This is a genomic window from Streptomyces sp. NBC_01549, assembly GCF_026339955.1.
GTDB lineage: Bacteria > Actinomycetota > Actinomycetes > Streptomycetales > Streptomycetaceae > Streptomyces.
Genome location: NZ_JAPEPW010000001.1, coordinates 522373 through 548050, shown reverse-complemented (window position 1 = coordinate 548050; position 25678 = coordinate 522373). Strand labels below are relative to the sequence as shown.

Genomic DNA, 25678 nt, shown 5'->3' with positions numbered 1-25678 from the left:
CGATGTGACAGCCACGGATGAACGCACCTCCCAGGTCCAGCAGACCGCAGTGACGACGCCGGCGCGGCCCCTGGCGAAGTCGTCCCGGGCGGTGATCGGCAATGATCGGACGCTGCGGGCGGCGTACCGGCATTGCCGGCAGCTGACCAGGGAGCAAGACCGGGCCGAGTACGCGCTGATCCAACTGGTGCCCGCCGCACTGCGCCCCGCCTGCTGGGCCCTGTGGGCGGCAGCCAACGCCATCGACGACCTGGCCGACGACCGTACCGTCCCCCCGCCTGAGCGGGCCGCACGGGTCGAGCAGTGGATCACCGCGCTGGAGCGCGAGCTGATGACCGGGACCAGCACGGACCTGGTCCGCCACGCGCTGGTGGACACCGCGCAGCGCTGGCGCCTGGACCTGAGCGAACTGCACGATGCGATGTCCCTGGTCCAGGACGACGCCCATGGCCGGCGCTTCGCCGACTGGAGCGCCTGGCGCTCCTGGGGCCGCGGCAACCTGCTGCCCTGGTTCGACCGGGTCCGCGAACTCTTCGACAAGGCCGGCGTCCCCGTGGCACTGCGCCTGGACACCCAGGAGATCTACGAGGAGTTCCTTGACGGCTTCCGGCTCACCGACATCCTCACCGACCTGTCCGCCGACCTCGCCCAGGGCGATCTCCTCCTGCCCGACGACGCCCTCGACCGTTACCCGGAAGCCGCAGGCGACCTGGCAGACCTGCGCTGGAGCCCCGCTGTCAGCAGCTTGGTCACCCACCTGAGCGGTCTGGCCCGCCGGTGGGTGACCCAGCCCGCTCTCACCCGGGGCATGCATCCCGGACCCGCCACCGTCCTGAACACCATGGCCGACCTGCTCCGCGCCCAACTCGACGCCATCACCAACGCCGGTCCCGCCCTCCTGCGCACCCCGCCCCGCCCCAGCCTCCTCACCAGCGCCCGCATCCTCGCCCCCGCCCGAACCCGCGCCGCCCTGGCCTGGACCCTCACCCCCGTCACCGTGCCACCCCCGCACCGCCCAACCCGGCACGACGCCCTGCCCGCCGCGCGGGCAGCGCGAAACGGTACGTTCAGCGCACCACCTCCCCACCCCGCCGGCCACCCTCCCCCGCGAATCCCGGCCGAGCAGATGCCCGTCCACGTCGCCGTGATCATGGACGGCAACGGCCGCTGGGCCCAACAACGCGGCCTGCCCCGGCACGCCGGGCACCGAGCCGGAGCCGCCGCCATGCGCGAGACGGTCCACGGCGCACTCGAGATCGGCCTGCGCCACCTGACCCTGTACACCTTCTCCACCGAGAACTGGAAACGCGACGCCGAGGAAGTCGACGCGATCCTCGACGTCGTCCGCGGTGAGCTGACCGACAACCCCTTCCGTGATCTCGACGTCCACATGCGCTGGCACGGCCGCACCGGCAAGCTCCCCACCGACGTCGTAGACCTGCTCCGCCGACGCGAGCGCACCACCCGCGGCCGCACCAGCCTGACGCTGACCATGTGCATCAACTACGGCGGCCGCGACGAGATCACCCGCACCACCGCCGCGCTCGCCCACCACGTACACGACGGACAACTCGACCCCGACCACATCAGCGAAAGGGACTTCGCCCGCCACCTGCCCCACCCCGACATGCCGGATGTCGACCTGCTGTGGCGTACCGGGGGCGAACAACGCAGCTCCAACTTCCTGCCCTGGCACACCGCCTACGCCGAGCTGCACTTCACCCCCGACTTCTGGCCCGACATCGACCGACGCCACCTATGGCACGCGATCACCGAATACAGCCGCCGTCAACGCCGCCACGGCGCCGCTCCCACCCCATCGTCCACCACGACATCCGTCTCCTGATCGGAACTGAGTCGAACCCGGTCGCCGTCGTCGGGTCGGACAGCCGTGGCTTCGACGGCGGCAAGCTGATCAATGGGCGCAAGCGGCACGTCGTGGTCGACCCCCTCGGTCTGCTGCTGGGGGTGATGGTCACCGCCGCGGACACCGGAGACCGCGCCGCCGCCCAGGTCCTGCTTGAGCAGGTGGCCGATGCGCACCACCGGCTGACCCTTGTCTGGGCCGACGGCGGCTACACCGGCAGCCTCGTCGAGCACTGCCTGGCCGCGCTTGCGCTGGTCCTCGCGATCGTCAAGCGCAGCGACGACATGCGTGGCTTCGTGGTCCTGCCCAAGCGGTCCTACCTTGTTCGTGGGTTGGACGGGCCGTCGTAAGGTCCAGAGACCCAGAGACACCGGGGCGCCGCACCGTCAGTGCTGAGGCGATGTTCTACTGGTCGATAATCCTGCTCATGACCCGCCGCCTGGCCCGGCCGCACCCTGCGCGAGCATGAACCGGCCCGGCGTCGGCCCGGCCAGCCAGCCCCGCGCGACCAGGCGTTTCGCCTGCCGAACAGGCGTAGGGCCGTGACGCTCATTTGACGCTCCGGGGGCCCGGCGGCCCTCATTCGGGACCCCAAAGCATCTCTGACCTGCTGCTTTCCTGCCTGCGTCCAGGCCGACACCTTTCCGATGACGCATCACGTGGAGTGCGTGGCGGTCCTGGAGCCGGTGGCGAAGGCGCACTGACCTGCATCTTCTTGGGTCGGTGCGTCAGCTCGACGTGTTTCCGTCTATCCAACGGGTGAATCGTTGGATTTGCTGCCCGCATACCGTCTGACCTGCGGTATCAGGCAGGGGCGTCGACTGCTGCGTCAGCGGCAGCGGCGCAGTCCTTGGATTGCTGACGCTCAAACGACGCACGTTCTGACGCCCCATCGCACTCCCGGGCCGCGTATGCGTGCGTGACTGGGTCCGTTGATTCCGGGAGTCGTGCCGCGCCGTGGACGGGTGGCGCTTTAGCATTTCGAATGCCAAAATAGTTCCATGGGTGATGGCGATGACTTCCTCCCGGGAGACGGTCCGAGTAGCGGTATCTCCGTGTCGCTGACCGCCGGCACTCTGCAGGCGATCCGCGAGCGGGTGGGTAGGCGTGGTGTCTCCGCGTATCTCGAGCGGGCTGCGCAGCGCCAGATCGAGCGCGACAACCTGGACGAGCTCATCGCAGACTTCGAAAAGGCCCACGGTCCGGCAGATGCGGAGGCCGTGGCTGCCAAGCGGGCCAAGCTCACCGGCTCTGCGCCCGAGTCCGGGGCTGCTGCGTGAGTGGAGCCCTGGTTCTGGACAGTGAGGGTCTGGCCAAGGCCGTCCAGCGGGATCAAGAGGTTCACGAGTGGCTGACGGCAGCTCGTGACGCGGATCTGCCTGTGATCACCTCGGCCGCGGTACTGGTCGAGGTCATCCACCCGAGGATCAATGACGCCGCGCTGAAGTGGACCCTTTCCCGCCTCCGCGTCGAGCCGGTCACCCAGGCTGTCGCGCAGTCGGCGGCAGTCCTACTGCGGGGTGCCGGGCTGCACGGGCACGAGTACGCCATTGACGCCATGCTGTGTGCGACGGCGCTGGCGCAGCCAGGTCGGGTGACGATCCTGACCTCTGACGTAGTGGACGTCGAGATGCTTACGGTCGAGCACGCCCGGGTGGTGGCTGAGAAGGTTTAGCAGCACCTCGCGACCTCGCAGGAAAGAAGTACACGTGGGCGCTGAGGCGCCCACTCTCGTGCGGGGTACTGTTCTCTCGAGCCGCACCCCTGGGCCAGGATCACGTGCTTGAACTCGGAGGCCAGGAACTCCGCGTCGAAGTCGTAGATCCCCTCCTCCGCACACACCATGTGCCACAGGTTCAGCGCCGCCTCGTCGTCCAGCGGGCTGCCGAGGTCGTTGGTAAGACGGGTCTGCCTCAGCTGCGCTGCGGGAAGCACCCACTGAGCCTCTCCCACGGCCTACCCGGCCCAACTGACGAGCTATGGCAGCGGCGTGGGATGACCACGACCCGCCACCCAGTGTGCGTGAGCTGCGGCAGGGGCGGTTACTTCCCGCACTGGCTCCTGGAACGGCGCCGCCGGACCGCGCAGGGCCCTGATCGGTGTGGTGGCCACTGCTTGGCCGCTGAGTGTGTCCACCCGCAGGGGCGAGGAACTCGCGGAGTCCCTCGGCGTCACCCAGCCGCCGAAGTCCCAGGTCAGGACGCGTGCGCCCTGCCCGCGGGCGGACTGTGCGGCGCTGAAGCTGCGTTTTTGCCGCCGACCGCGATGACGTCCCCGGGCCCGGTCGTATACGTACACACTGCTGTCGTGGGAAAGGGCCGGTCCGGAGCGGGTGCTCCGGACCGGCCTCCTGGATCCGCGGCTGTGTCAGCCGATGGAGGGCACCGGCTCCAGGGCCGGTTCGGGCGTCACGGCCTTCGGCTTGGGCGCGGGCGTCACCGGGACGGGGACGTAGGGGATCTCGCCGCGCAGGACGGCCTTGGCGCGGTCCTCGTCGAGCTGGCCCTCCCATCGGGCGACGGCCAGGGTGGCGACGCCGTTGCCGACGAGGCTCGTGAGGGCGCGGGCCTCGGACATGAAGCGGTCGATGCCGAAGATCAGGGCGAGGGCGGCCACCGGGACGTGCGGGACGGCGCTGAGGGTGGCGGCGAGGGCGATGAATCCGGAGCCGGTGACGCCGGCCGCGCCCTTGGAGGTGAGCAGCATGATCGCGAGCATGGACAGCTGCTGGGTGAGGCTGAGGTCGATGCCGAGGGCCTGGGCGAGGAACACCGAGCCCATGGTCAGGTAGATCGCGGTGCCGTCGAGGTTGAAGGAGTAGCCGGCGGGCACTGTGATGCCGACGACCGGCTTCGAGGCGCCCACGTGCTGTAGCTTGGCCATCATGCGCGGCAGAACGGGCTCGGTGGACGAGGTTCCCAGGACGATCAGCAGCTCCTCCTTGATGTAGCGCAGGAAGGGGAGGATGCGCAGGCCGTTGAGGCGCATGACCGTGCCGAGGACGACCAGGACGAAGAAGAGCGCCGTGAGCCAGAACGAGCCGACGAGCAGGGCGAGATGGCTCAGTGTGTCCAGGCCGTAGTTGCCGATGGTGAAGGCCATCGAGCCGAATGCGCCGATCGGGGCGAGCCGCATGATCCAGCGGATCAGCGTGAAGAGCACCGTGGAGAACTTCTCGATACCGCGGGCGATGCTCAGGCCGGCCTCGCCGCTGGCGTGCAGGCCGAAGCCGAACAGCGCCGAGACGAGGAGCACCGGCAAGATGTCGTTGCCGGTGAAGGCGCTGACCAGCGTGGCCGGGATCATCGCCAGGACGAACTCGACGAAGCCCTCGTGCTCCGTCGCGGCCGGTGGCAGGCCCTTGGTGGAGAGCGACGCGACGTCGATGTGCAGTCCGCTGCCGGGCTTGACGATGTTGACGACGACGAGGCCGATCACCATGGCGACGGTGGTGAGGACCTCGAAGTAGATCAGCGCCTTGAGGCTGACCCGGCCGACCGCGCGCAGGTTGTCCATGGAGGCGATGCCGTGTACGACCGTGCAGAAGATGATCGGCGCGATCATCATCTTGACCAGTGCGATGAACCCGTCGCCCAGGGGTTTGAGCTCGGCGCCGAAGGTGGGCCACAGCCAGCCCACCACGGCGCCGGCCATGATGCCGATCAGGCACTGGATGTAGAGGTGGGAGAGCAGCCGGCGCAGGCGGCTCGGTGGAGCGGTGACGGTACCCGGGGCAGCGTCGTTGCGGCTCATGCGGGGCGTCCTTCCAGGACGGGAACGAGGAGTTCGGCTCGGGCGATGCGCCGGGCGGCGCGGTGCAGCAGCACCGTGGGGGACGCGCCGTCCGGTGCGGGGACGGCTTGGGCGGTGATCACGCCCGCGGGGGTGCCCAGGCGCAGCGTTCCGTCGGCGGTCTGCCGGGCGACACGGTGGGCAAGGGTGCCGGGGGTGGCGGCGGCGGTGGCCAGGGCGACGGCGGAGGTGAGGCCGATCGCCGGGTGGGGTGCGTGCATGGAGACCATCCGGACGGCCAGGTCGTACTCGTCCTGATTGACCAGAATGCCATGGGTGGTGCGGTACGAGGCGGGACGGGCGACGATGCCGACCTTCGGGACCGCGTGGCTGACCGGGTCGTTCTCCTTGGCCAGGCCCATCGCGAGGGCCGCCTGGCGGCGCAGCACGGTGAGCGCGGGGACGACGGCGGCGAACTGAGTGAGGGACTCGGTGCCGTCGAGGCCGAAAGCCTTGGCCTCGAAGAGCGCGGCGGGGGCGCCGGCGTCGACGAGGGTCGCCTCCACGGGACCTTCGGGGCCGGTCAGGGTGTCCACGGCGTGGCCGGTGGGCAGCGCCCGCCCGGTGGTGGAGCCCGCCGGGTCCTCGAAGCCGAGCAGGACCGGCACACCGGGCGCGGCCGTGCCGGGCACCAACGCCACGCCCTCGTCCGGGGCGATACCGCACGGGGTGGAGATGGTGCCGGTGAGGCGGGCCCTGGTGTTGACGTTGCGCATGCGGACGGTGGTGGTGTCCGCGGTGATCGGTACGAGGCCGTGGTGAACGGCGTAGAGGGCGACCGCGGTGGCGCAGTTACCGCAGTTGCTCGCCCACTCCACGCGTTCGTCACCGATGCCGACCTGGGCGAAGGCGTACTCGATGTCGACGTCCGCCTCGGCCGAGATCTGGACGACCGCGGCCTTCGACGTGGTGGAGGTGGCGCCGCCGACGCCGTCGATCTGGCGGGGGTCGGCGGCGTTGAAGGCGGCCAGCAGGACGGAGTCGACGTCCACGCCGGTCGCCGCCACGTCGTGGTGGGCGAAGATCCAGCACTTGCTGGTTCCTCCGCGGATCATCTCGCCCTGCAGACGCAACACAACAGACTCCCCATGAATGCGGACATAGAAGTGAAAATAGCCGGGAACTCCGGATCCGCCGGAGGCTTCTCTGCCCGGTGGTGGGATCCACGGTGAGTTACGTCGGCGTGAAGTACAATCTCCAAAATCTATAGAGGCATTAAGCTGGGGTTAAGTCTTGAGGTGAGGCAGTGCTCGACGTGCGGCGTATTCTGCTCTTCGCGGAGGTCGCCCGCCGCGGCTCGGTGACCGCGACCGCACGTGCCCTCAACTACACCCCGTCGGCGGTGTCGCAGCAGGTCAGCCGCCTAGAGGCGGAGGCGGGCCAGCCCCTTCTGGAGCGTCACGCGCGAGGGGTCACGCTGACCGACGCGGGGCGCGCCCTGGCCGACCGGGCGGCCCGGATCGAACGCGAACTGACGGCCGCGGAGAACGAGCTCGCCGACTTCGCCGGCCTGCGCGCGGGCACCCTGCGTATCGGCACCTTCCCCACCGTCGGCGCCTCACTGCTCCCCCGGGCCGTCATCGCCTTCCGGACGGCGCATCCCGACGTACGGCTCACGGTGCGCAGCGCCCGCATCGCCGGCCTGTGGTCGATGCTGGAGAACCGGGAGATCGAACTCTCCCTGATGTGGGACTACGACTGGAGCCGCATCGACCGCGAGGACGTCGTCGTCACGCCACTCCTCGACGACCCGCCAGCCCTCCTCGTCAGCGACCAGCACCCGTTCGCCGGGCGCGACTCGGCCACGCTCGCCGACCTCGCGGACGACCCGTGGATCACGCGAGCCGAGCACCACCCCGTGGCCGAGGCCCTCGACCGCAGTTGCCGCGCCGCCGGCTTCGAACCCCAGATCGCCTACGAGGCCCACGACTACCAGGAGGCCCAGGCCATGGTCGCCGCCGGCATCGGCGTCGCCCTCGCCCCCACTCTCGCCCTGGAAGGCATCCGCCCCGGCGTCAGCGTCCTGCCCTTGCTGCCGCCCGCTCCGGTGCGCCGCATCCTCCTGGTCCGCATGGCCGACCACGCACTCACCCCCGCCGCCAGCACCTTCACCGAACTCCTGCTCGACACCACCGCGGCCCGGCTCGAACCCACCCGCTGACAATGCGCTGACTCCCGGTGAAGGGTGTGTCAATTTAATTTAACGGCTGATCTTGGTTGTTGAAGCGGTCAGTGGTTGGTGGGAGTGAGGCGGCCTTCAAAGGCGATCTGGAAGGCGTTCAAGGGGGCCTTCCAGCGCATGGTCCACCTCTAGCGGCCCTTCCCTGTCGGGTCCATGCTCATCAGCGCCATGTAGACGCACTTGAGGGCGGCGGCTTCGGGTGCCGGGTTCTCGGTGGCGACATCAAGGTCCTGGCTGGGGCGGTTCACGCGCGCCCGCACGGCGTATCCACCGGTGAGGACCAGCGGATACGGGGCCCCGAGGGCGATCACATCCGCCAGGAACCGCGTGTGCAGATCCGGCATGTCCGTCACGCGGCTGCCCGGGTGCGGGAGGCGAGCTGGGGGAAGGCGTCTTCCCACACGGCGCGCACGGTGCGACCGACGAGAGTGCGCAGCACTGGCCACATCTGGAGGAGCAGGCCCCGGTTGAGGTAGCAAGGCAGATCGTCGTGCAGGCCCTCGTGCAGGACGGTGCGGTACAGGCCCATGCGCTGGCGAGGCTTGGCCATGTCGTACGAGGCCATCCCGGACCAGGCCATGTGCAGCGGCAGCTCCACGACCCCCTGAGTGGGGTCCTGCAACTCGTCCAGCGACTTCGGTAGGCGTCGCCGGAACTTCTCCCGGTACAGCGCGAGGTCCTCGGCGACCGCTCCCGAGAGGTCCCTCGGCGTGGGTGCGCGGCGCTTTGGGTTGGAGGGCTGGCTTTATTAGGGCGGCCGGAGAAGTGCTGCGGGTCACGATGTTGCGAGCTGACGTCCGGAGTGTGCGGAGGCGGATCCTGCCGGGTGAGCTGGTTGTCGCAGCCTGTTCTGCCCTGAGCGGGAGGGACGGACTGCGGCCGTGACGCTCGATTGACGCTCTGGGCGCCCGCACGCAAGGCCGTGAGACGAGAAAACGGCTGCGACCTGGGCATTTCCGTGACTCGCTCAGGCCGACATCTTCCCGATGACCTCGCATGTGGAGTGCGTGGCGGTTCTGGAGCCTGTTGGGAAGGGCGTCTGACCTGCGGTTTTGTCGCAGGCTGCGACTCGTTCGACCTGTTTCCCGGTGAGCATGATGTGGTCTGCGTCGGATATTTTTGAGAAGGCAGGCTGACCAGGTGTTTCAGTGCGTTGTGGCAAACCGGATCTCGTTCGAAGCCTGCGGCGCGGGTGATCGTTCGGACAGAGTTGCCGGTGTGGTCGCGGGCATGAAGAAACGGGCCCCTTGGTAGTGACGTGGTTGTTGAGGCCGGTCACGAGCAAGGAGACCCGTTGTCCGACCAGTTGACCATCTCTGCTGTACCCGCGTCCACCGCGGTCACCCCGGAGTGCGACTGCTACGCGCACAGGTTCGGTTCGATCGCTCCGGGACGGCGGGCAGGCTGCTATCCCAGTGACATGACGGACGCGGAGTGGGCCGAGGTCCGCGCGGCGATGCCGGTACCGGCCTGGCTCCTCAAGCAGGGCGGGCGTCCGGAGGCGTATTGCCACCGCGAGATGCTCGACGCTGTGCGCTACCTGGTCGACAACGGCGTGAAGTGGATGGCCCTGCCGGTCGACTTCCCGTACTGGCGGGCGGTTTACGACTTCTTCCGCCGCTGGCGGGCCTGCGACTACGTGCGTGAGCTGCACGAACGCCTGCGCTGCGTGGCGAGGGAACGCGCAGGCCGCAACACCGAGCCCAGCGCGGGAATCATCGACAGTCAGTCGGTGGACGCCTCCGAGACCGTCGGCGAGGACAGCCGCGGATACGACGGCGGGAAGTCACGTGACGGGCGCAAGCGTCACATCCTGACCGATACCGAGGGCCTGCTCCTGGAGGTCACCGTGACCACGGCCGACGTGCACGACTCCAAGGCCGCCCCCGCGCTGCTGGAGACGTTCATGGACCAGCCGGGCCGGCTGCTGAAGTTGGTGTGGGTCGACAGCGCCTACCAGGGTCCGGCACTGGCGAAGGCGTTTGCCCGCCACGGAGTGCGGATCGAGGTCGTGCGCCGCTCCGACGGCAGGCGCGGATTTGTCGTACTGGCCCGCAGGTGGGTGGTGGAGCGCACGCTGAGCTGGCTCTCCCGCTCACGCCGCCTCAACCGCGACCACGAACGCCGCCCCGACCACCACACCCAGATGGTGTGGTGGGCCGCTGTGATCAGGCTGTCGAGGCGCCTGGCCGGGGACGCTCCGCGCTGGCCGGAGAGGCGCCCCGGCCGACTGCTGCGGGCGCGGGCATGAACCGTCCGTCCCCCGCCCGCACCAGCCAGCCCCGCTTCTCCAGCACATAGGCACGGTGACGGATCTTCTCCACCTCGTTCTTGATCTCCGCCTCCCGGCCCACCGCCCGCGTCAGCTCCACTCCGTTCACCGGCCCCGACGCAGCCACCACCGCGGCGAACACCTCCCGGTACAAGCCCCTGAGCGCTTCCTCGCCCATGCCCGACCGCCACACCGGCGGCCGCTCGCCCTGCCCCGCGCCGGGGCCGCTCGATCCCACACCGGCAGCCGTCTCACCGCCAGACGACACGGAAACCGGCGTATCAACGTCGCTCTCCTCGGCCAGCACCGACACGAGCTCCTCACGCCCCACCCGGGCCCGCTCGACCCGCTCCCGCGCGGCATCCACCTCCGCCTGAGCCTGCTCCAGAACCTCCGTCCAAGACTCCAGATCCCGCCTCGCCCGCGCCTCACGCTGTTCCATCAACCCCAGCACCGACGGCATCGCACCCTCCTCGATCCACAACAAGCCGTCCGCTGCCTGCCCCTATCCCTCCGCAATCATGCTCCGCACACGGAATAGTCCCTGCTCATCGAACAGGGACTCCCTTTGCCACAACGCACTCACTCGGTTTGCGCGATGAACCCGGCTGCCGTGTCTGGGTCTATCATGATTTAGGTGTTTTTAGGCCCTTTGGCCTAGTGGTTTTTGGTTGGTCCGACTGGCTTATACCCGTCCGGCGGTAAGGCGGCCGTCGAAGAGCTGGTCGAACTCGTTCAATGCTGCCTTCCACTTGTTGTTCCAGCGTTTGCGTCCCCGGCCGGAGGGGTCGAGGGCGAGGGTGGCCAGGTAGATCCTCTTGAGTGCTGCCTGTTCGTTGGGGAAGTGTCCGCAGGCGGTGGCCGCGCGGCGGTAGCGGGCGTTGAGGGACTCGATGCTGTTGGTCGTGTAGACGACCTCGCGGATGGAGTCGGGGAAGGCCAGGAAGGGTACGAACTCGCTCCAGGCGCGCTGCCAGACGGTGGCGATCGAGCCGTATTTGTGGCCCCACTTGGCGTCGAACTCGTCGAGCCGCTCGCGGGCCTGGGCCTCGTTGACGGCGGTGTAGACGGGCTTGAGGTCGGCGGCGACCTCGGGCCAGTCCCGCCGGGAGGCGTAGCGCAGGCTCTGCCGGATCAGGTGAACGACGCAGCGCTGCACAACGGTTTGGGGCCACACGTTCGCGACCGCGTCCGGCAGAGCGGACAGCCCGTCACAGACGAGCATGAGGACGTCTCTGACCCCGCGATTACGCAGGTCGGTGAGGACTTGCTGCCAGAACTTGGCGCCCTCGCCACCGTCGCCGGCCCACAGGCCGAGGATATCGCGGTAGCCGTCGGCGGTGACCGCGATGGCCACGTAGATCGGCCTGTTGGCGACCTGCCCGTCCCTGATCTTGACGTGGATGGCGTCGACGAAGACGACCGGGTAGACCGCGTCGAGCGGGCGGGTGCGCCACTCGTTCATCGAGTCCAGGGCCTTGTCGGTGATCGTGGAGATCGTCTCCTTGGACGTCTTCATCCCGTACACCTCCTCAAGGTGCGCGACGATCTCCCCGGAGGTCATGCCGCGGGCGGTCAGCGAGAGCACCATCTCGTCCAGAGCACCGGTGCGACGGGCACCCTTGGGCAGGATGCGGGGCCGGAAAGTGCCCAGCCGGTCACGGGGGATCTGCAGCGTGATCGGCCCGACCTCACTCATCACCTTCTTCGTGCGATACCCGTTACGGCCGTTGCCGCCCGAACGCGAGCCCCGCCCGCCGCCGCGCTCGGCCTCGGCGGCCAGATGCTCATCCAGCTCGGCCTCCAGGGCGGCCTGCATCAGGTGCTGCGTGATCGCGGGCAGCAGACCGTCCTCACCGACCAGCCTCAGCCCACCACCGCGGACCCTGTCCTGGGCCAGCAGCGTCAGCGCGTCCAGCAGGTCCAGGCCCAGCCCGTCCACGGACTCCTGCGTTCTCCTCATGCCCGCACCGTCCGCGGCCGCCCCGTCAGTGGCAAGCGACACGCCGCCCACCGTCTCGAGAGAGTGAGTCTTCTGGATCGTCATCAGGTGTCCCTTCCGGTGAAGTTCCCACCTAATTCATGACACTCCCCCGTGTCTCGGCTTTGTGAGGCGGTCGGGAGGTTCTTCTGACGCTCATCTGACGTTAGCGCTGATGGCGCGTCAGGTTGGTAGAGCAGTGTCCGGTGAGTTACGTCCGCGGATCCGACGGATCGTTTCATCGTTGGGTACCGAGGTGTCGTCAGAGCGGCGCTGCCATTTCGTCTCGGCCGAGGACACGAAGGGGCCCCGCCGCTCCTGGTGGGTGCGGCGGGGCCCGGGTGGCGGTGGTGGGGTCAGTGCAGTGCGCCGACCTCGGTTGCTGAGAGCGTCCGTGGGTAGACGTGGAGGTCGGCCACGGAGCCGGGGAAGGCCAGGTAGGGGCTGCTGGCTGCTGCGCTGTTGACGCAGCCGCCGATGGTCAGGGGCATGGAGGAGTCGTACTGGGGGCTGAGGTTGGTGGCGGTTCCCATCAGGGTGCCGTTTTGGTAGAGGGCCATCGAGCCGGTGCCGGACTTTCCAGCGACGGGTGCGCGGTAGGCGGCGACGAGGTGGGTCCAGGTGCCGATGGGGCCGGTGTTGGGGTCTCCTTCTGCGGTGGGGAAGTCGGAGTTCTCGTCGTTGGTGGTGGTGGTCTGGAACATCCAGGCTTTGCTGGGCTTGTCGTAGGAGAGGTAGAACGCCTGGTGTTGGGTGGTGCCCTGGCAGACGGCGGTGGTGCCGAGGGCTGAGTTGATCTTCACCCAGGCTGAGACGGTGTAGTCGCTGAGTGTGTTCACCGCGCTCTGCTTGCTCTTGAGGAAGCCGGTGTTCCCGTCGAAGACGACGCTGCCGGCCATCCCGCTGGGTGCGTCGGTGCCGTAGGTGGCGCTGCCGGAAGCGGTGAACGGGTTGAGGGCGGCGGTGTCGGTCCCGCTGGTGGCGAGCTTCCATTCGTCCTCGGGCATCCCGTTGTCCCAGCCCATGGGAACGATCACGCTGTCTGCGCTGGCCTGGTCACTCGGCATGGCGTACGGGTAGGTGTGGACGTCTGCCACGGAGCCGGGGAAGGCGGCGTACGGCGTGGTCGCGTCGACGCTGTTGACGCAGCCGCCGATGGTCAAGGGCATGGACGAGTCGTACTGCGGAGTGACGTTGTTGGCCGTCCCCATCAGGCTGCCGTTCTGGTAGAGCGACATCACGCCCGTGCTGGAGTCGCCGTCGACCGGGGCCGTGTAGGTGACCAGCAGGTGCGCCCAGGTGCCTACGGCGGCGGTGTTGCTGTCTCCCTCTGCGGTGGGGAAGCCGGCGTCGGCGTCGTTGGTGGTCGTGGTCTGGAACATCCAGCCCTTGTTGCCGCTGTCGTAGCCGATGTAGAACGCCTGGTGCTGGCTGGTGCCCTGGCAGATGGCGGTGGCACCGACGTCCGAGTTGATCTTCACCCAGGCGGAGATGGTGTAGTCACTGGAGGTGTTGACGGCGGTGTGGTCGCTTTCCAGGAATCCGGTGCTGCCGTCGAAGGACGCCGCACCGGCGCCGGCGTTGACCGCGTCCGGGCCGTCGGAACTGAAGGTCGCGCCGCCGACTGTGGTGAGCGGGTTGTCTGCGTTGGTGTCGGTGCCGTCGGTGGCCAGTTCCCAGTCGTCCTCTGGGGTGTCGCTGCCGGTGGCGAGCGGGACGATCAGGTTCGGCTTGATGTCGACCACGGTTTTGGTGTCGTTGAGGTACTGGCCGGCGAGGTCGGTGTAGTAGGCGTTGGAGGGGTTGCCGCCTGAGAGGTCGGCTGCTTTCACGGTCGAGGAGGTGGCGTTGCCGTCCGTGGAGACCGCGGTGGCGAAGTCGATGACCTGGCTGGGGAGGTTGTTGAGCAGGTAGTTGTTGACCAGCTGACGTGCGGATTCCTGGGTTGCCGTGCCTGGGTGGGAGGCGGTGAAGGGCGGGATGGTGGCGAGGTAGACGGTGATGTTGGAGTACTGGGTGACCCCGGTCTGGCTGTCGTCGGTGTTGTACGAGCCCAGCTGGCTGTTGAGGGAGGCCAGTCCGTTCTCCACGTTGGTGGCGCAGGTGTTGGCGTCGCTGGTGCAGTTGAGCAGGTCGGCGGCGCCGGTGGCGACGAGGACGGTGCGCACGTTGCCCTGAGTCAGCACGTTGCGGTCCAGGGGATTGAGTGCGTTGGTCGGGGTGGTGTTGTTGGTGATCTGGGGCAGCAGGTTGTTGCTCAGGCTGGCGCTGTTGGTGCCTGCGTTGAGGATGCCGTAGTCCACGGAGTTGTCCCCGTTGGTGTCGCTGACCAGGGCGTTGGTGATGGCGTCGCTGAGGTGGTGCTGTCCGTCGCCGTTTGGGGAGTTCCCGTCGCCTTTTGCGGTATCACCGTTGACGCTCTGGTCGCCGTAGAGGACCAGCGAGCCGGTGGGGGCGGCGGTGGGGGTGGTGACGTCGATGCCGGCGAGATAGGGCAGACCGGTGTAGGTGGTCTGCGTGTAGTTGGTGGCGGCGGTGTCACCGGTGCGGTTGGCGGCATCGCTGGCCCAGACGGGGGTCTGGGCCACGGCGTGGCCGGGCATCGCGGACATCGAGCCGGGCACATGCAGGCTGACCAGGACGGTCGCCTGTTGCGTGACGGACAGGGTCACCGGGTTGCTCGTGACGTCGCCACCCGCCGGGATGGTGACGGAGTTGGAGGGGGAGGGAGAGGTGCCGAAGGTCAGCGGGGTCGGGGCTTTGTCCGCGGTGGCGCCTCCCGCGGTGGTGTCCTGCAGCGCGACGGAGGCCGCGTCGAAGGTCACCGGGGTGGTGCCCATGGCGTTGGACAGGTGGATGCGTACGCCGTTGCCGTCGTCGGTACCGACACTGACGTGCGCCGGGATGCGGAGCGTCTGCCCCCCGTTGATGACGGCAGTACTGCCGCTGGACAGCTGCACTTTGGCGGTGTCCTGGACCGAGGACCAGGTGCCGACCCAGTGCTGGGCGTCTGTTCCGCTGCCGGTGATGGTCATCGGCCGCAGGCCGAGCCCGAGGACGTGCAGGGAGGGCTGGCCTGCCTGGACGCCGTTGGTGAACAGCGGCAGAGAGATGCTGCTGATGACCGAGCCGGGGCATTGCAGCGGGACGCTGATGGCATAGATCTTCGGGCCGGAGGTCGGGCTGGTCTGGGTGTTGTTGTTGTGGTTCTCGTGGATCAGGCTGATGGAGGCTGCGGAGGCCGGGCCGGAGAGCCAGTCGGGCACGGTGTCCAGCTGGTAACTCTGATCGACTGGGTTGTTTAGGTCCACACAGTTGTTCTTGGCGTAGGTGATGGTGCCGCCGGTGCCTTTGGCGGCGCCGCCGGTGGCGAAGGCGAGGAAGACCAGGGCGTCGCCGGTGTTGACGACTCCGCTGCCCGGCAGGGTGATGGTCTGGCCGGAGGCCAGCATGTTGTCGTACGTGCCGGTGCCGAACTTCGGCAGTGTGACGGTGGCGCCGTCGACGGTGACCGTCTTGTTGCTCTGCCAGCCCGAGGTGCTCGTCAGGTCGGCGGAGTTGATGCTGTTGCCGGAGCCGTCGGCGTCGGCGGGGCTGGTTGTGGTGGTGAAGGTGCTGGTGGCGGTGTTGTTCAGGCAGCTGGTCGTGTCGTTGATCGCGCAGGTCAGTGCGGGACCGAGGCGCAGTACGTCGATGCCGGCCTGGTAGCCGGTGGAGCTGGGGTTCTTGCCGGTGAGGGTGAGGGTGAGGGTGTGGATGCCCTGTTTGAGGGTGAGCAGTTGCCCGCTTGTGTCCTTGGGGATGCCGAGGTTGAGGAACTGGGTGGTGGTGTAGGAGTTGTAGGCGTCGAAGCCGCTGATCAGGGTGGACTGGGTGCTCTGGCCCGCGTCCAGGACCAGGTGGTAGATGCCGTAGTCCTTGGCCTTGGTGAGGTTGGCTCCGAAGCTCCAGGGGCCGTCTTTGGGGATGTCGAAGCTGAAGGTGGCGCTGTCACCGCTGACGGCCTTTGAGGTGGTGCTTTTGTTGGCGAGCATGGCCTGGTAGCCGTCGGCGAAGTCGTAGCCACTGCCGGCGGCCTGGCTGATCAGCTGGCCGCCGGTGCTGGTGGTCGTGGCCTTGGGCACGGCGGTGGTGGTGCCGTCGGTGTTGGTCGCGGTCCAGCCGCTGATCATCTTGTCGCCGTAGGCGTACGTCGGGCTGCTGGTCCCGGCGTAGAAGACGTAGGCCGTCTGGGAGAGGGACGTCGAGCCGGCCTGGTCCACCGCCTTCGCGTACAGGGTGTGGGATCCCGTTACGCCCGGGGCGAAGGCGGGGGAGGCGCTGCCGTTGATGACCGAGGTCCCGGTGCCGGGACCGTTATCGGAGGTGGCGTAGTAGATGTTGGCCTTTGTGATTTTCGTGCTTGCTGTCAAGTGGATGACGCCGCTGCTGGTGTACACCGTGCTGGCGAGTGTGGCGTCCAGGGAGAACAGGTAGCCGGTGATGTTGTTGGTGTGGTTGTTGCCCAGGACGAAGGTGCCCTGGTCGCCGAAAGCGGCGCCGATCTGCTTGGCGGGGAACTGACTGGAGGTCACCGTGGGGGAGGGCGGGGCGCTGGTGTCCACGGTGAAGGTCTGGGTCTTGGTCCAGATGCCGGAGCCAGGGCCGACCCAGTACCCGGCGGCGTTCTGCGCGGTGGCCTTCCAGGTGTAGGTGCCGTCCGGCAGCTTCGGGGTGGTCCAGTCGCTGCCGTTGGTGTTGTACCGTGCGCGTTTTTTGGAGTCGAGGTTGGGGCCGAAGCCCTGGCCCACGAGGGTGCCTGAGGAGTTGTAGACGCTGTAGTCGATGCGCACCAGCTCGCTGCCGCCGGCCAGGTCGGGGTCGACCGCGCGGGCGGACAGCGTGGGGGTGTTGGTGGTGGTCATCGTCTTGCCCGAGCTGACGATGGACGGCTTGATGGCGGGGGTACCGGTGCCGTTCTTGAGCTTGGGCCGGTAGCTGTAGGTGACCGACAGGGTGGCGCCGCCACCGTAGGCGAGCTGCTTCCACTGGGAGGCGTCGTTCATGTCGGGCGACTGCACCATCAGCGTCATGCTGCTCCAGCTGCCGCCCGCAGCGCTCTGGGCCCGGGAGGTGACATCGAACTCCAGCGACGGCGGGCTGACCCAGGAGTTGGAACCATCCGTGACCGGGCAGGTGCCGGCCTCGTGGCTCTTCGGGTTGGTGCCGAGTGCGCCGGTGCGCCCCCCGGGCTCATGCCCCCAGTACAGGGAGGACGAGCTCCATCCGGCGGGGCGGTCGGTGCCGTAGACGGCGGCCGGGGTGTCGGAGCAGGAGGCGGCGGAGAGCTGCTTCACGTACAGCGAGGCGTGGCTGACCACGGCACCCTTAATGCCGCTGGTGTTGATCTGGTAGTAAGTGCGGGCGCGTTCACCGTTGCCGGGGGCGGTGTTGTCCCACCCCTCCCGGGCGTTGGTCCCTCCGCTGGTGGACGTCGAGTTGTAGACGTTCCACCCGTTGTCGGAGATCCGGGCCCAGTCCAGCTGGGAGGGCCTGCCGCTCCACTCAGGGTCCACATAGACCGGGTAGGTCGTGGTCTTGGCGGTGAGCAGGGACTTGTCCAGGCCGAGCAGCTGCTTTCCGTGCTTGAGAGTCACATGGACCCGGGCACGGTGCTTGCCGACCTTGGCCGCCGCGGTGTGCTCGGCCCGCGCGGCCGAGACGGTCGCGGTGCGGGCTCGGACAGTGCCACCAGCCTTCTGTCCGGTGCCGGTGCTGTCCCACATCAGCGCGGTGTCGCTGTGGAACACCGTCTTGCCGGTGCGCTTGTCGGTGGCCTGCGCGCCGCCGTTCGAGGTGGCGGCCAGCTTGAGGTTGGCCGAGGTGGTGTTCCACGCGAGGCTTTGCAGCCGCGGATCGGCTGCGGCCTTGGGGGTCTTGACCACCAGGATCGAGGAGTAGCCGGAGGCGTCCGCGGTCAGCTGGAGGTCGACCCCGGGCAGCACCTCCGGATAGGTGGCGGTGTCTTTGGAGATCACCGGTTTGGGAAGTGCGCCCGGCCAGGAGAAGCCCAGCTTGTCCGCGCCGTCGCGCATCGTGACCAGCGTGCTGGAGCCGCCGCCGGAGAAGGCTACGTGCGTGACGGCGGCTTTGGGTGCCCAGGTTCCGTCCGGCTGCCGCACCAGGGTGGTGTCGATCGGGACCCATTTCCCTTGCTGCTGCACACGCTGGGGCATCGAGGTATCGGTCCGGGTGAAGGTGCCGTCTGGGTTGGCCACCACCTGGGTCCCGGTGCCGGTGAGCTGGTCGATGGTCACCGGCTGGCCGGTCGCCTTCGCCTGCGCGGACGCCGACTCCGTGGGGTTGAGGCGCCTGGCGGCGGATTTGGGGCGGTTGCTCGGCGAGGTGGCCTGGTGTGAGGTGGCCGACGCGTCGGATGCGGCGTGGGCCGGTGCCGTGGCGGCCAGTGATCCGGCAGCCAGGGCGGCGACGACGGCGGTGGCGATCGGTCTCGACGTGGGGCGTCTGGACGCGCGCACGGTTTTGCGAGAAGCGGACATCGAGGTTGGGGTCCTTCGCAGGTTCATGCGGTTCCCCCCGTGGGCTCCGCGCCGCTGTGCATTCTGTGGGGCCTGTGCGTGCGGGGTCCATCGTCAAGGGATCGCCAAGTGCCCGGCTGTAGTTCGTTTTTGACGCATTGGTATCAACTTGCGTTCCAGTTTGGGTGATTCTTTTGTTCTTCCTGTGGAGATACTTTGCGTATTGGATCGACCTCAGGCCGTAGCGTGATCGTCCGCGGGGGGCTTGACCGATGTGTGCCTCCGTTTTGACGTGCACTCAAATCGCCGAAGTTGAGGGGAACTTGGGCGGTTCGGGGCTGGGAGGGGACGCACAGCATGGCGCGGATTTCGGAGTGGAGACGCGGTCGGGCGGCCTGGGCTGCCCGGAGGGTTCGTCGCAAGGCAGTGGTGATGGCCGGTGCCTTGGTAGTGGGCCTGCTGCCCGCCAGCGTGGCCACGGCGGCCTCTCCGGCCAAGCCGCACCTGGCGGCTTCCGCCGCTCCACACGACAAGCTGATCCCCTTCACTCGTGCCACACCCAAGCGAGGGCCCTCTCTCAAACCGTTTAAGCACTTCGACCCCATCGGGCACACGAAGCTCCCCGCGCCGGGTAGCGCCGTGGTGACCCTGCCCGACGCGGCTGCCTCCGCGAGCCTGAGCGCCAAGGCGACTCAGGTACAGGCCGGAAGCCTGCCCGTCCTGCTCGGTACTGGTCCGGGTTCGCAGCCCCGGTCAGCCGCCGTCACCCGGTCGCAGCGAGTGCGGGTGACGATGCTGGATCAGAAAGCCGCGCGCTCCGCCGGTGTCCACGGCGTGCTGTTCACGCTGCAGCGCACCAGCCCGGGGAGCGGGAAGGTCGCGCTACGGGTGGACGACTCCTCCTTCCGCTACGCCTTCGGCGGCGACTTCGCCTCCCGTCTCCACCTGGTCCAGCTGCCCGCCTGCGCGCTGACCACGCCGAAACTGACAAGGTGCCAGGCGCAGACTCCTGTGCACGCGGCCCCCGGTGCGCCGCTGTCCACCCAGGTCTCGGTGCCGGGCTCCCCCACTACCTCCGGCAGGGTGCTCTCTCCTCGCTCGGCAACGGCTGCGTCCGGTGCGATGGTCGTCATGGCGGCGACCGCAGGCACTTCCGGCTCATCCGGTGACTACTCGGCGACCAGTCTGTCGCCGGGCGGCTCCTGGTCGACCTCGGGGAACACCGGCGCGTTCACCTACACCTACCCGATCACGGTGCCGCCGGCGATCGGCGGAGCGGCACCGAATGTGGACCTGTCGTACAGCTCCGCCAGCCAGGACGCGCGCACTGAGGGCACGAACAACCAGTCCTCGTGGCTGGGTGACGGCTGGGCCTCGACGGAGAACTACGTCGAACGCACCTACAAGTCGTGCAGCGAAGACTCCTCGTCCGGCGCTCCGAAGGACGACGGCGACGAGTGCTGGGCGGGACAGATCCTGACCCTGTCGCTGAACGGCACCTCCACCGACATCGTCTACGACGACGCGACCAAGACCTTCCGTCCCGCCGACGACAACTCCACCACCAAGATCGAGGACCTGAGCAACGGCACGAACGGCACCAAGAACGGGGAGTACTTCAAGGTCACCGAGGGAGGTGTGCAGTACTTCTTCGGCCTCAACCGCCTGCCGGGCTGGTCCAGCGGCAAGGACGAGACGAAGTCCGTGTGGACCGTGCCGGTGTACCACGCGCACAGCGGCGTGTCCGACTGCCCGGACAGCACCGACTTCGCCTCCACTGCCTGCACGCTGGGCTACCGCTTCAACCTGGACTACGCCGTGGACCTGCACGGCAACGCCACCGCCTGGTACTACGCGCCGGAGACCGGCTACTACGGCGCGGACCTGAAGAACACCGCGGTGGCCTACACCCGCGGCGGCGCCCTGTCCCGCATCGACTACGGCATGACCTCATCGAGCATCTACTCGGGTACGGCGCCGGCGCAGATCGTGTTCGACGCCTCCGCCGAACGCTGCATCGCCGGCACGCCCTCCGGTAACACCTGCGCGGACAGCCAGTTCACGACCGCCAACGCCGCGTACTGGCCGGATGTGCCGATCGACCTCAACTGCACCAAGGACTCCACCACCTGCACCAACCACGGCCCGAGCTTCTGGTCGCGCAAGCGCCTGACGTCTATCACCACCCAGATCCAGACGGGCGGCGTGACCAAGCAGGTCGACAAGTACAGCTTCATCCAGTCCTTCCCCGACGGCGGCGACCACGCCCCCACTCTGTGGCTGGACTCCATCCAGCGCACCGGCCTGGACACCCTCGGAGGTGCATCGGGCAGCACCTCCACACCGGCGGTGAGTTTCGACCCGCCGCTGCAGCTGTCCAACCGGGTCGGAACGATCCCGCAGATGCCGCTGATGTACCACGACCGGATCCAGACGGTCACCAGCGAGACCGGCGCCCAGACCACCGTCACCTACGACCGGCCCAACTGCTCCAGCGCCCCGGCCAGTGATCCCAACGACCCGACGGACGCAGCCGCCCAGACATTCGCCTCGACCAACACGCTGTCCTGCTTCCCGGTGTACTGGACGCCTTACGGGCAGCCGGCGCCGATGATGGACTGGTTCTACAAGTACAAGGTCACCGCGGTCGTCACCGAGGACACGCACAACTCCTACCAGGACGGCACCGAGCCCAAGCTGGAAACGGACTACGCCTACAAGGGCAACCCCGGCTGGCACTACGACGACAACGAGGTCGTCAAGGCCAAGTACCGCACCTGGGGCCAGTTCCGGGGCTACCCGGAGGTGGACGTCACCACCGGTGACCCCAATGTGTTCCACAAAACAGACGGCGCCCAGGTCTACGACCAGAAGACCCTGAGCAAGACCTACTACTTCCTCGGCATGAACGGCGACACCCTGCCCGGCGGGAAGACCCGCTCGGTGCCAGCGCTGACCAGCCAGGACGGCGCGACCTCCGTCGCGGACGACAAGGCGCTGACCGGGCAGGTCTTCGAGACCGACACCTACAGCAGCGCCACCGGCAGCCTGAACACAGCCACCGTCACGGTTCCCACGATCATCGGGCCCACGGCATCCCGGTCCCGCAGCGGCCTGCCGGACCTCACAGCACGAATGGTCCGCACCGCCAAGAGCCTCAGCCGGCAGGCGGTCTCCTACGGCTGGCGCAAGACCGAGACCGACACCTTCTACAACACCACCCTGGGCAAGCCGACGACCGGCATGCCCGTGCAGGTCGACGACCGCGGCGAGACCGCAGACAGCGACAACGTCACCAATTGCACGTACAACCGCTACATCACCGGCAGCGTGGACACCCTCGTGCTGCCGGCCGAGACCATCGCCACCGACCAGGACTGTTCCGCAGCCGGAGCGACTCCCGGCGGCACGCTGATCTCCGACGTCCGCACCTCCTACGACAAGAACGCCTTCATCTACGACGGGGACGGCCAGCAGAACCCCGCGCTTCCCACGACAGGTGACGTCACCCTGGTCCAGAAGGCGTCCGCTGCCACCGGCGCCACCGCGACCGCGTTCGTCGACGAGGCGACGACCACCTACGACGGCTACGGCCGCAGCACACTGACCACACGCACGCCCCACTCCACCGCCCCCAACGGCACCAGCCTGTCGCAGAGCACCGCCACCGGCTACACGCCGGCCATAGGAGAACTCCCGACCAGCGTCGTCACCGCCACCCAGGTCACCCCCGGAGCCACCTGCACCACCGGCACGACCAGCTCCAAGGACTGCCACGTCGCCAGCAGCACCATAGACCCGGCCCGAGCCCTGCCTACCGCCACCACCGACGCGGCCGGCCTGCTCACCTCACTCACCTATGACGCGCTCGGCCGCCGCGCGGGGGTGTGGCTGCCCAACGAGAGCAAAGTCAACGGCGCACCGGCGAACACGACCTACACCTACAACCTGTCCCGGACAGGCCCCTCGGTCATCGCCACCAACACCCTGCTGGACAACGGCAGCTACGCGACCAGCGAAACGCTGTACGACGCCATGCTGCGCCCCCTGCAGACGCAGGTGACTGGGGAGAACTCGACCACCACGGTCAGCGACATCCAGTACGACTCGCACGGCTGGACCGTTGTCACCAACAACGCCTACAACCTCGCGGGCAACCCCAGCACCAGCCTGGACACCATCTCCCAGACGATCATCCCTGACGCCACCGTCACCGACCACGACGGACTCGGCCGCGCCGGCCTGGTCACCGAGCAGCACAACGGTTCCAAGACCTGGACCACGACCACCGCCTACACTGGAGACAAGACCACCGTCCTGCCCCCCAAGGGCGGCGTCGCCACCACCACGGTCGTCAACGCACGCGGCCAGAGCACCGAACTCGACCAGTACACGGCCGCCCCCGCCCTCTCCGGCACCGCGGCTACCGGGTTCACCGCCACCGGCGGCACCCCCTCACCCACCACCTACACCTACACCGCCGCAGGCCAGCAGCACCAGGTCACCGGACCCGACCATGCCGTGTGGACGTCCGACTACGATCTGCTCGGGCGCAAGAAGTCCCAGAACGACCCGGACGCGGGCAGCAGCGGCTACGGGTACGACGACGCCAGCAACCTCGTGTCCACCAAGGATGCCAAGCAGGTCGAACTCGACTACACCTACGACCTTCTGGGCCGCAAACTCACCGGCAGCGACAAGGCGAAGTCCAACTTCCAGTTCGCCTCCTGGCTGTACGACACGAAGCGCATCGGCTACCTGACCTCCTCGACCCGCTACGTCCAGGGCACCACCGGCGGCTATACCATCGCCGCCACCGGCTACACCGTCCTAGGCAAGCCGACCGGCACGCAGATCACCCTCCCGGCCTCCGAGACGCCGCTGCCGTCGACCTACACGACGAACTACACCTACACCATCAACAACCAGCTGCTCGCCACGCAAACAGACCCAAGTACCAAGGGGCTCAACAGCGAGCTCATCACCTATGGCCACGACGTGCTGGGCAACCCGACCACCACGGGCAGCAGCGCCTTCGTCTATGTCAGCTCGACTGTCTACACGCCCTTCGGCGCGCCCTCCCTGGTCACCCAGGGCGCCTCGACCAACCCGGCCACGACCACCTACGACTACGACGCCCAGACCCTCCGGCTGACCGACCGTGTGATCAAACGGACCCAGGCTCCCGGCCCGATAGTCGATGACACCAAATACGCCTACGACGCCTCCGGTAATCCGACCTCCATCACCGACCTGCAGTCGGAGACCGGTAACACCGTCACCGACCAGCAGTGCTACAGCTACGACGCCCTGGACCGGCTCACGGATGCCTGGACCGGCAATAACTGCACTGTCAACCCGCCCACGGCCGGCACACTCACCACAACGGCGGGCTCTTACTGGCAGTCGTTCAGCTACGACGCCATCGGCGACCGCCAGCAGAGCGTCGACCACGCCATCGGCAGCTCCGGCACCAACGTCACCACCACCTACGCCAACGGATGCACCGCCAACTGCAACTCCACCGGCGCCCAGCCCCACACCCTCACCGCCACCACCGGCGGCACCAACCCCACGGCCTTCGGCTACGACGAAGACGGCAACCTGCACACCCGCACCCCCACCACCGGACCCGGCCAGGGTCTGACCTGGGACGACGAAGGCCACCTGGCCCAGGTGGACACCAGTGGCTCCACCCCCACGACCACCAAGTACCTGTACGACGCCGACGGCAACCAGCTCATCCGCCGCGACCCCGGCCAGACCACCCTCTTCGCCGGCGACACCGAGATCGTCGTCAACACCAGCGTCACCCCCAACGTCCTCCTCGGCGCCGTCCGCACCTACACCCACGGCGGCGCCGGGACCCCCGTGGCCGTCCGCTCCAGCCTCGCGAACGGTGGAGTGAAGTACCTCTTCAACGACCCCAACGGCACCGCGACCCTCTCGATGGACACCACCACCCAGCAGGTCGCCCGCCAGCAGAACACTCCCTACGGCCAGCCACGACCCAGCGCCAACACCACCACCTGGCCCGACCCCACCCACTCCTACCTCGGCAAACCCCAGGACACCACCACCGGCTACACCGACGTCGGCGCCCGCAAGTACGACCCCACCCTGGGCCGCTTCATCAGCGCCGACCCCGTCTTCGACGCCACCAGCCCCCAGCAACTCGGCGGCTACACCTACGCCGGCGACAACCCCGTGGCCAACAGCGATCCCACCGGCCTGTGGCTCGACGACGGAACCGGCCACAACGAACCCCGCAGCGACGGGCCCTCCGGACCGGCCAGCCCCACCCCTGGAATCCCGGCAGGCGGAACCGGCCCCGGCGGCTGCTACTACACATGCGGCTCCGGCAGCACAACCAGCAACACGAGCGACACATCCGCGAACTCCAATGACTGCTGGCCGCTCTCTGCCTGCTCGAGTCCGTCCTACAGCCTCGACGTAGGGGACACCAGCAAATCCCCGAAGGTCACGCCTGTCGCGAAGAGGATCATAAAAGCCCTCAAGGAATACTGGAAATACCTAAACAAGGGAACCTGCACGGAGGATCAAAAGCGCCTACAGTTGGCATGTTCACCGATGGGTGGCAGCTTCCAGATAGGGCCGCTGGGAGAAGGAGGGGGAGCTCCCGAAGGCAAAATTAATGATGCGCAGAACATGTTGACCGATCTTCAGGCTGCTGCCGATGGCGGGAAAACGGCCGTGGTTGCTCGTCTCGATATCCCTGGGCGGGATCCCATATATGGGGTGAATGGACACGGGCAGGCGTATCCGCGTCCAGCCAGTGTGATGCCTCAATCGATGGGACACGCTGAATCCGATACCTTCATCCAGGCGGCGAACGCAGGAGTGAGCGGTGGCACTGCTGATCTCTACGTAGCAGGAAAAATCCCTTGTGGGTTCTGCCGATCCAGTCTAGGCGGATGGGCAAAGCACCTGGATCTCGATAAGTTGAACGTTTATGGCCCGAACGGATATGTGGGCCAGTATGTCAAGGGTGGGAGGTATCGCACGCTAGAGTGGGGCGACAATCCCCATTAGTGAAGGGAGCCGT

The 25678-nt window shown here is 67.8% G+C and carries 14 protein-coding genes and 1 pseudogene; 7 read left to right on the top strand and 8 right to left on the bottom strand.

Translation table 11 applies throughout. From position 1 onward, the window contains the following. Positions 1 to 4 precede the first annotated feature (4 nt). The 4 genes from uppS to OG819_RS02230 all read left to right on the top strand — a co-directional run bounded on the left by uppS (position 5) and on the right by OG819_RS02230 (position 3542). Entirely contained in the window at positions 5 to 1846 is a 1842-nt protein-coding gene (gene uppS, locus OG819_RS02245; RefSeq protein ID WP_266647775.1) for a polyprenyl diphosphate synthase, read from the top strand. Beyond that, positions 1759 to 2217, top strand: a complete 459-nt coding sequence (locus OG819_RS02240; protein ID WP_266647773.1) for a transposase — start codon at positions 1759 to 1761, stop codon at positions 2215 to 2217. Before uppS ends, OG819_RS02240 begins: the two co-directional genes overlap by 88 nt. Positions 2218 to 2868: 651 nt before the next feature. Beyond that, complete coding sequence (locus OG819_RS02235; RefSeq protein WP_266647771.1) at positions 2869 to 3147, top strand: hypothetical protein; 279 nt, start codon at positions 2869 to 2871, stop codon at positions 3145 to 3147. After that, positions 3144 to 3542: a DNA-binding protein gene (locus OG819_RS02230; RefSeq protein ID WP_266629717.1), complete on the top strand. Its 399-nt coding sequence runs from the start codon at positions 3144 to 3146 to the stop codon at positions 3540 to 3542. The genes OG819_RS02235 and OG819_RS02230 overlap by 4 nt, the downstream gene beginning before the upstream one ends. Here OG819_RS02230 and OG819_RS02225 read toward each other — a convergent pair. The 3 genes from OG819_RS02225 to OG819_RS02215 form a co-directional block, all read right to left on the bottom strand. Next, entirely contained in the window at positions 3539 to 3802 is a 264-nt protein-coding gene (locus OG819_RS02225) for a hypothetical protein (RefSeq protein WP_266647770.1), read from the bottom strand. The genes OG819_RS02230 and OG819_RS02225 overlap by 4 nt on opposite strands. Positions 3803 to 4234: 432 nt before the next feature. Continuing rightward, positions 4235 to 5620, bottom strand: coding sequence for a C4-dicarboxylate transporter DctA (dctA, locus tag OG819_RS02220; RefSeq protein WP_266647769.1), 1386 nt, complete (start codon positions 5618 to 5620; stop codon positions 4235 to 4237). Then, positions 5617 to 6735, bottom strand: coding sequence for a PrpF domain-containing protein (locus tag OG819_RS02215; protein ID WP_266647767.1), 1119 nt, complete (start codon positions 6733 to 6735; stop codon positions 5617 to 5619). Before OG819_RS02215 ends, dctA begins: the two co-directional genes overlap by 4 nt. Positions 6736 to 6905: 170 nt before the next feature. Between OG819_RS02215 and OG819_RS02210 the strand changes: the two genes are divergently transcribed. Next, complete coding sequence (locus OG819_RS02210; RefSeq protein WP_266430030.1) at positions 6906 to 7820, top strand: LysR family transcriptional regulator; 915 nt, start codon at positions 6906 to 6908, stop codon at positions 7818 to 7820. A gap of 68 nt (positions 7821 to 7888) precedes the next feature. On the opposite strand, the pseudogene OG819_RS02205 reads toward OG819_RS02210, so the two are convergent. Beyond that, positions 7889 to 8038, bottom strand: a pseudogene (locus tag OG819_RS02205) (IS256 family transposase); the annotation flags it as partial. 152 nt (positions 8039 to 8190) lie between these two features. Beyond that, positions 8191 to 8511 carry a transcriptional regulator gene (locus tag OG819_RS02200; RefSeq protein ID WP_266634755.1) on the bottom strand — a complete coding sequence of 107 codons (321 nt, stop codon included), beginning with the start codon at positions 8509 to 8511 and terminating at the stop codon, positions 8191 to 8193. A gap of 624 nt (positions 8512 to 9135) precedes the next feature. Here OG819_RS02200 and OG819_RS02195 point away from each other — a divergent pair. Further along, positions 9136 to 10092: an IS5 family transposase gene (locus tag OG819_RS02195; protein ID WP_266647766.1), complete on the top strand. Its 957-nt coding sequence runs from the start codon at positions 9136 to 9138 to the stop codon at positions 10090 to 10092. Here OG819_RS02195 and OG819_RS02190 read toward each other — a convergent pair. From OG819_RS02190 to OG819_RS02180, 3 genes are all read right to left on the bottom strand, one after another. Then, positions 10010 to 10576, bottom strand: a complete 567-nt coding sequence (locus OG819_RS02190) for a hypothetical protein (protein WP_266647764.1) — start codon at positions 10574 to 10576, stop codon at positions 10010 to 10012. The genes OG819_RS02195 and OG819_RS02190 overlap by 83 nt on opposite strands. 222 nt (positions 10577 to 10798) lie before the next feature. Further along, positions 10799 to 12160: an IS256 family transposase gene (locus tag OG819_RS02185; protein ID WP_266647762.1), complete on the bottom strand. Its 1362-nt coding sequence runs from the start codon at positions 12158 to 12160 to the stop codon at positions 10799 to 10801. 290 nt (positions 12161 to 12450) lie between these two features. After that, complete coding sequence (locus OG819_RS02180) at positions 12451 to 18633, bottom strand: LamG-like jellyroll fold domain-containing protein (RefSeq protein ID WP_266647758.1); 6183 nt, start codon at positions 18631 to 18633, stop codon at positions 12451 to 12453. Between the two features lie 411 nt (positions 18634 to 19044). Between OG819_RS02180 and OG819_RS02175 the strand changes: the two genes are divergently transcribed. After that, positions 19045 to 25665: an RHS repeat-associated core domain-containing protein gene (locus OG819_RS02175; RefSeq protein ID WP_266647756.1), complete on the top strand. Its 6621-nt coding sequence runs from the start codon at positions 19045 to 19047 to the stop codon at positions 25663 to 25665. Positions 25666 to 25678: the final 13 nt, after the last annotated feature.

What these genes read in the sequence shown, in the direction of transcription:
- OG819_RS02240 (WP_266647773.1), top strand. Translation starts at nt 1,759, where the DNA reads ATGGCACGCGATCACCGAATACAGCCGCCGTCAACGCCGCCACGGCGC.
- OG819_RS02235 (WP_266647771.1), top strand. Translation starts at nt 2,869, where the DNA reads ATGGGTGATGGCGATGACTTCCTCCCGGGAGACGGTCCGAGTAGCGGT.
- dctA (WP_266647769.1), bottom strand. Translation starts at nt 5,620, where the DNA reads ATGAGCCGCAACGACGCTGCCCCGGGTACCGTCACCGCTCCACCGAGC.
- OG819_RS02190 (WP_266647764.1), bottom strand. Translation starts at nt 10,576, where the DNA reads ATGCCGTCGGTGCTGGGGTTGATGGAACAGCGTGAGGCGCGGGCGAGG.
- OG819_RS02185 (WP_266647762.1), bottom strand. Translation starts at nt 12,160, where the DNA reads ATGACGATCCAGAAGACTCACTCTCTCGAGACGGTGGGCGGCGTGTCG.
- OG819_RS02180 (WP_266647758.1), bottom strand. Translation starts at nt 18,633, where the DNA reads ATGTCCGCTTCTCGCAAAACCGTGCGCGCGTCCAGACGCCCCACGTCG.
- OG819_RS02175 (WP_266647756.1), top strand. Translation starts at nt 19,045, where the DNA reads ATGGCCGGTGCCTTGGTAGTGGGCCTGCTGCCCGCCAGCGTGGCCACG.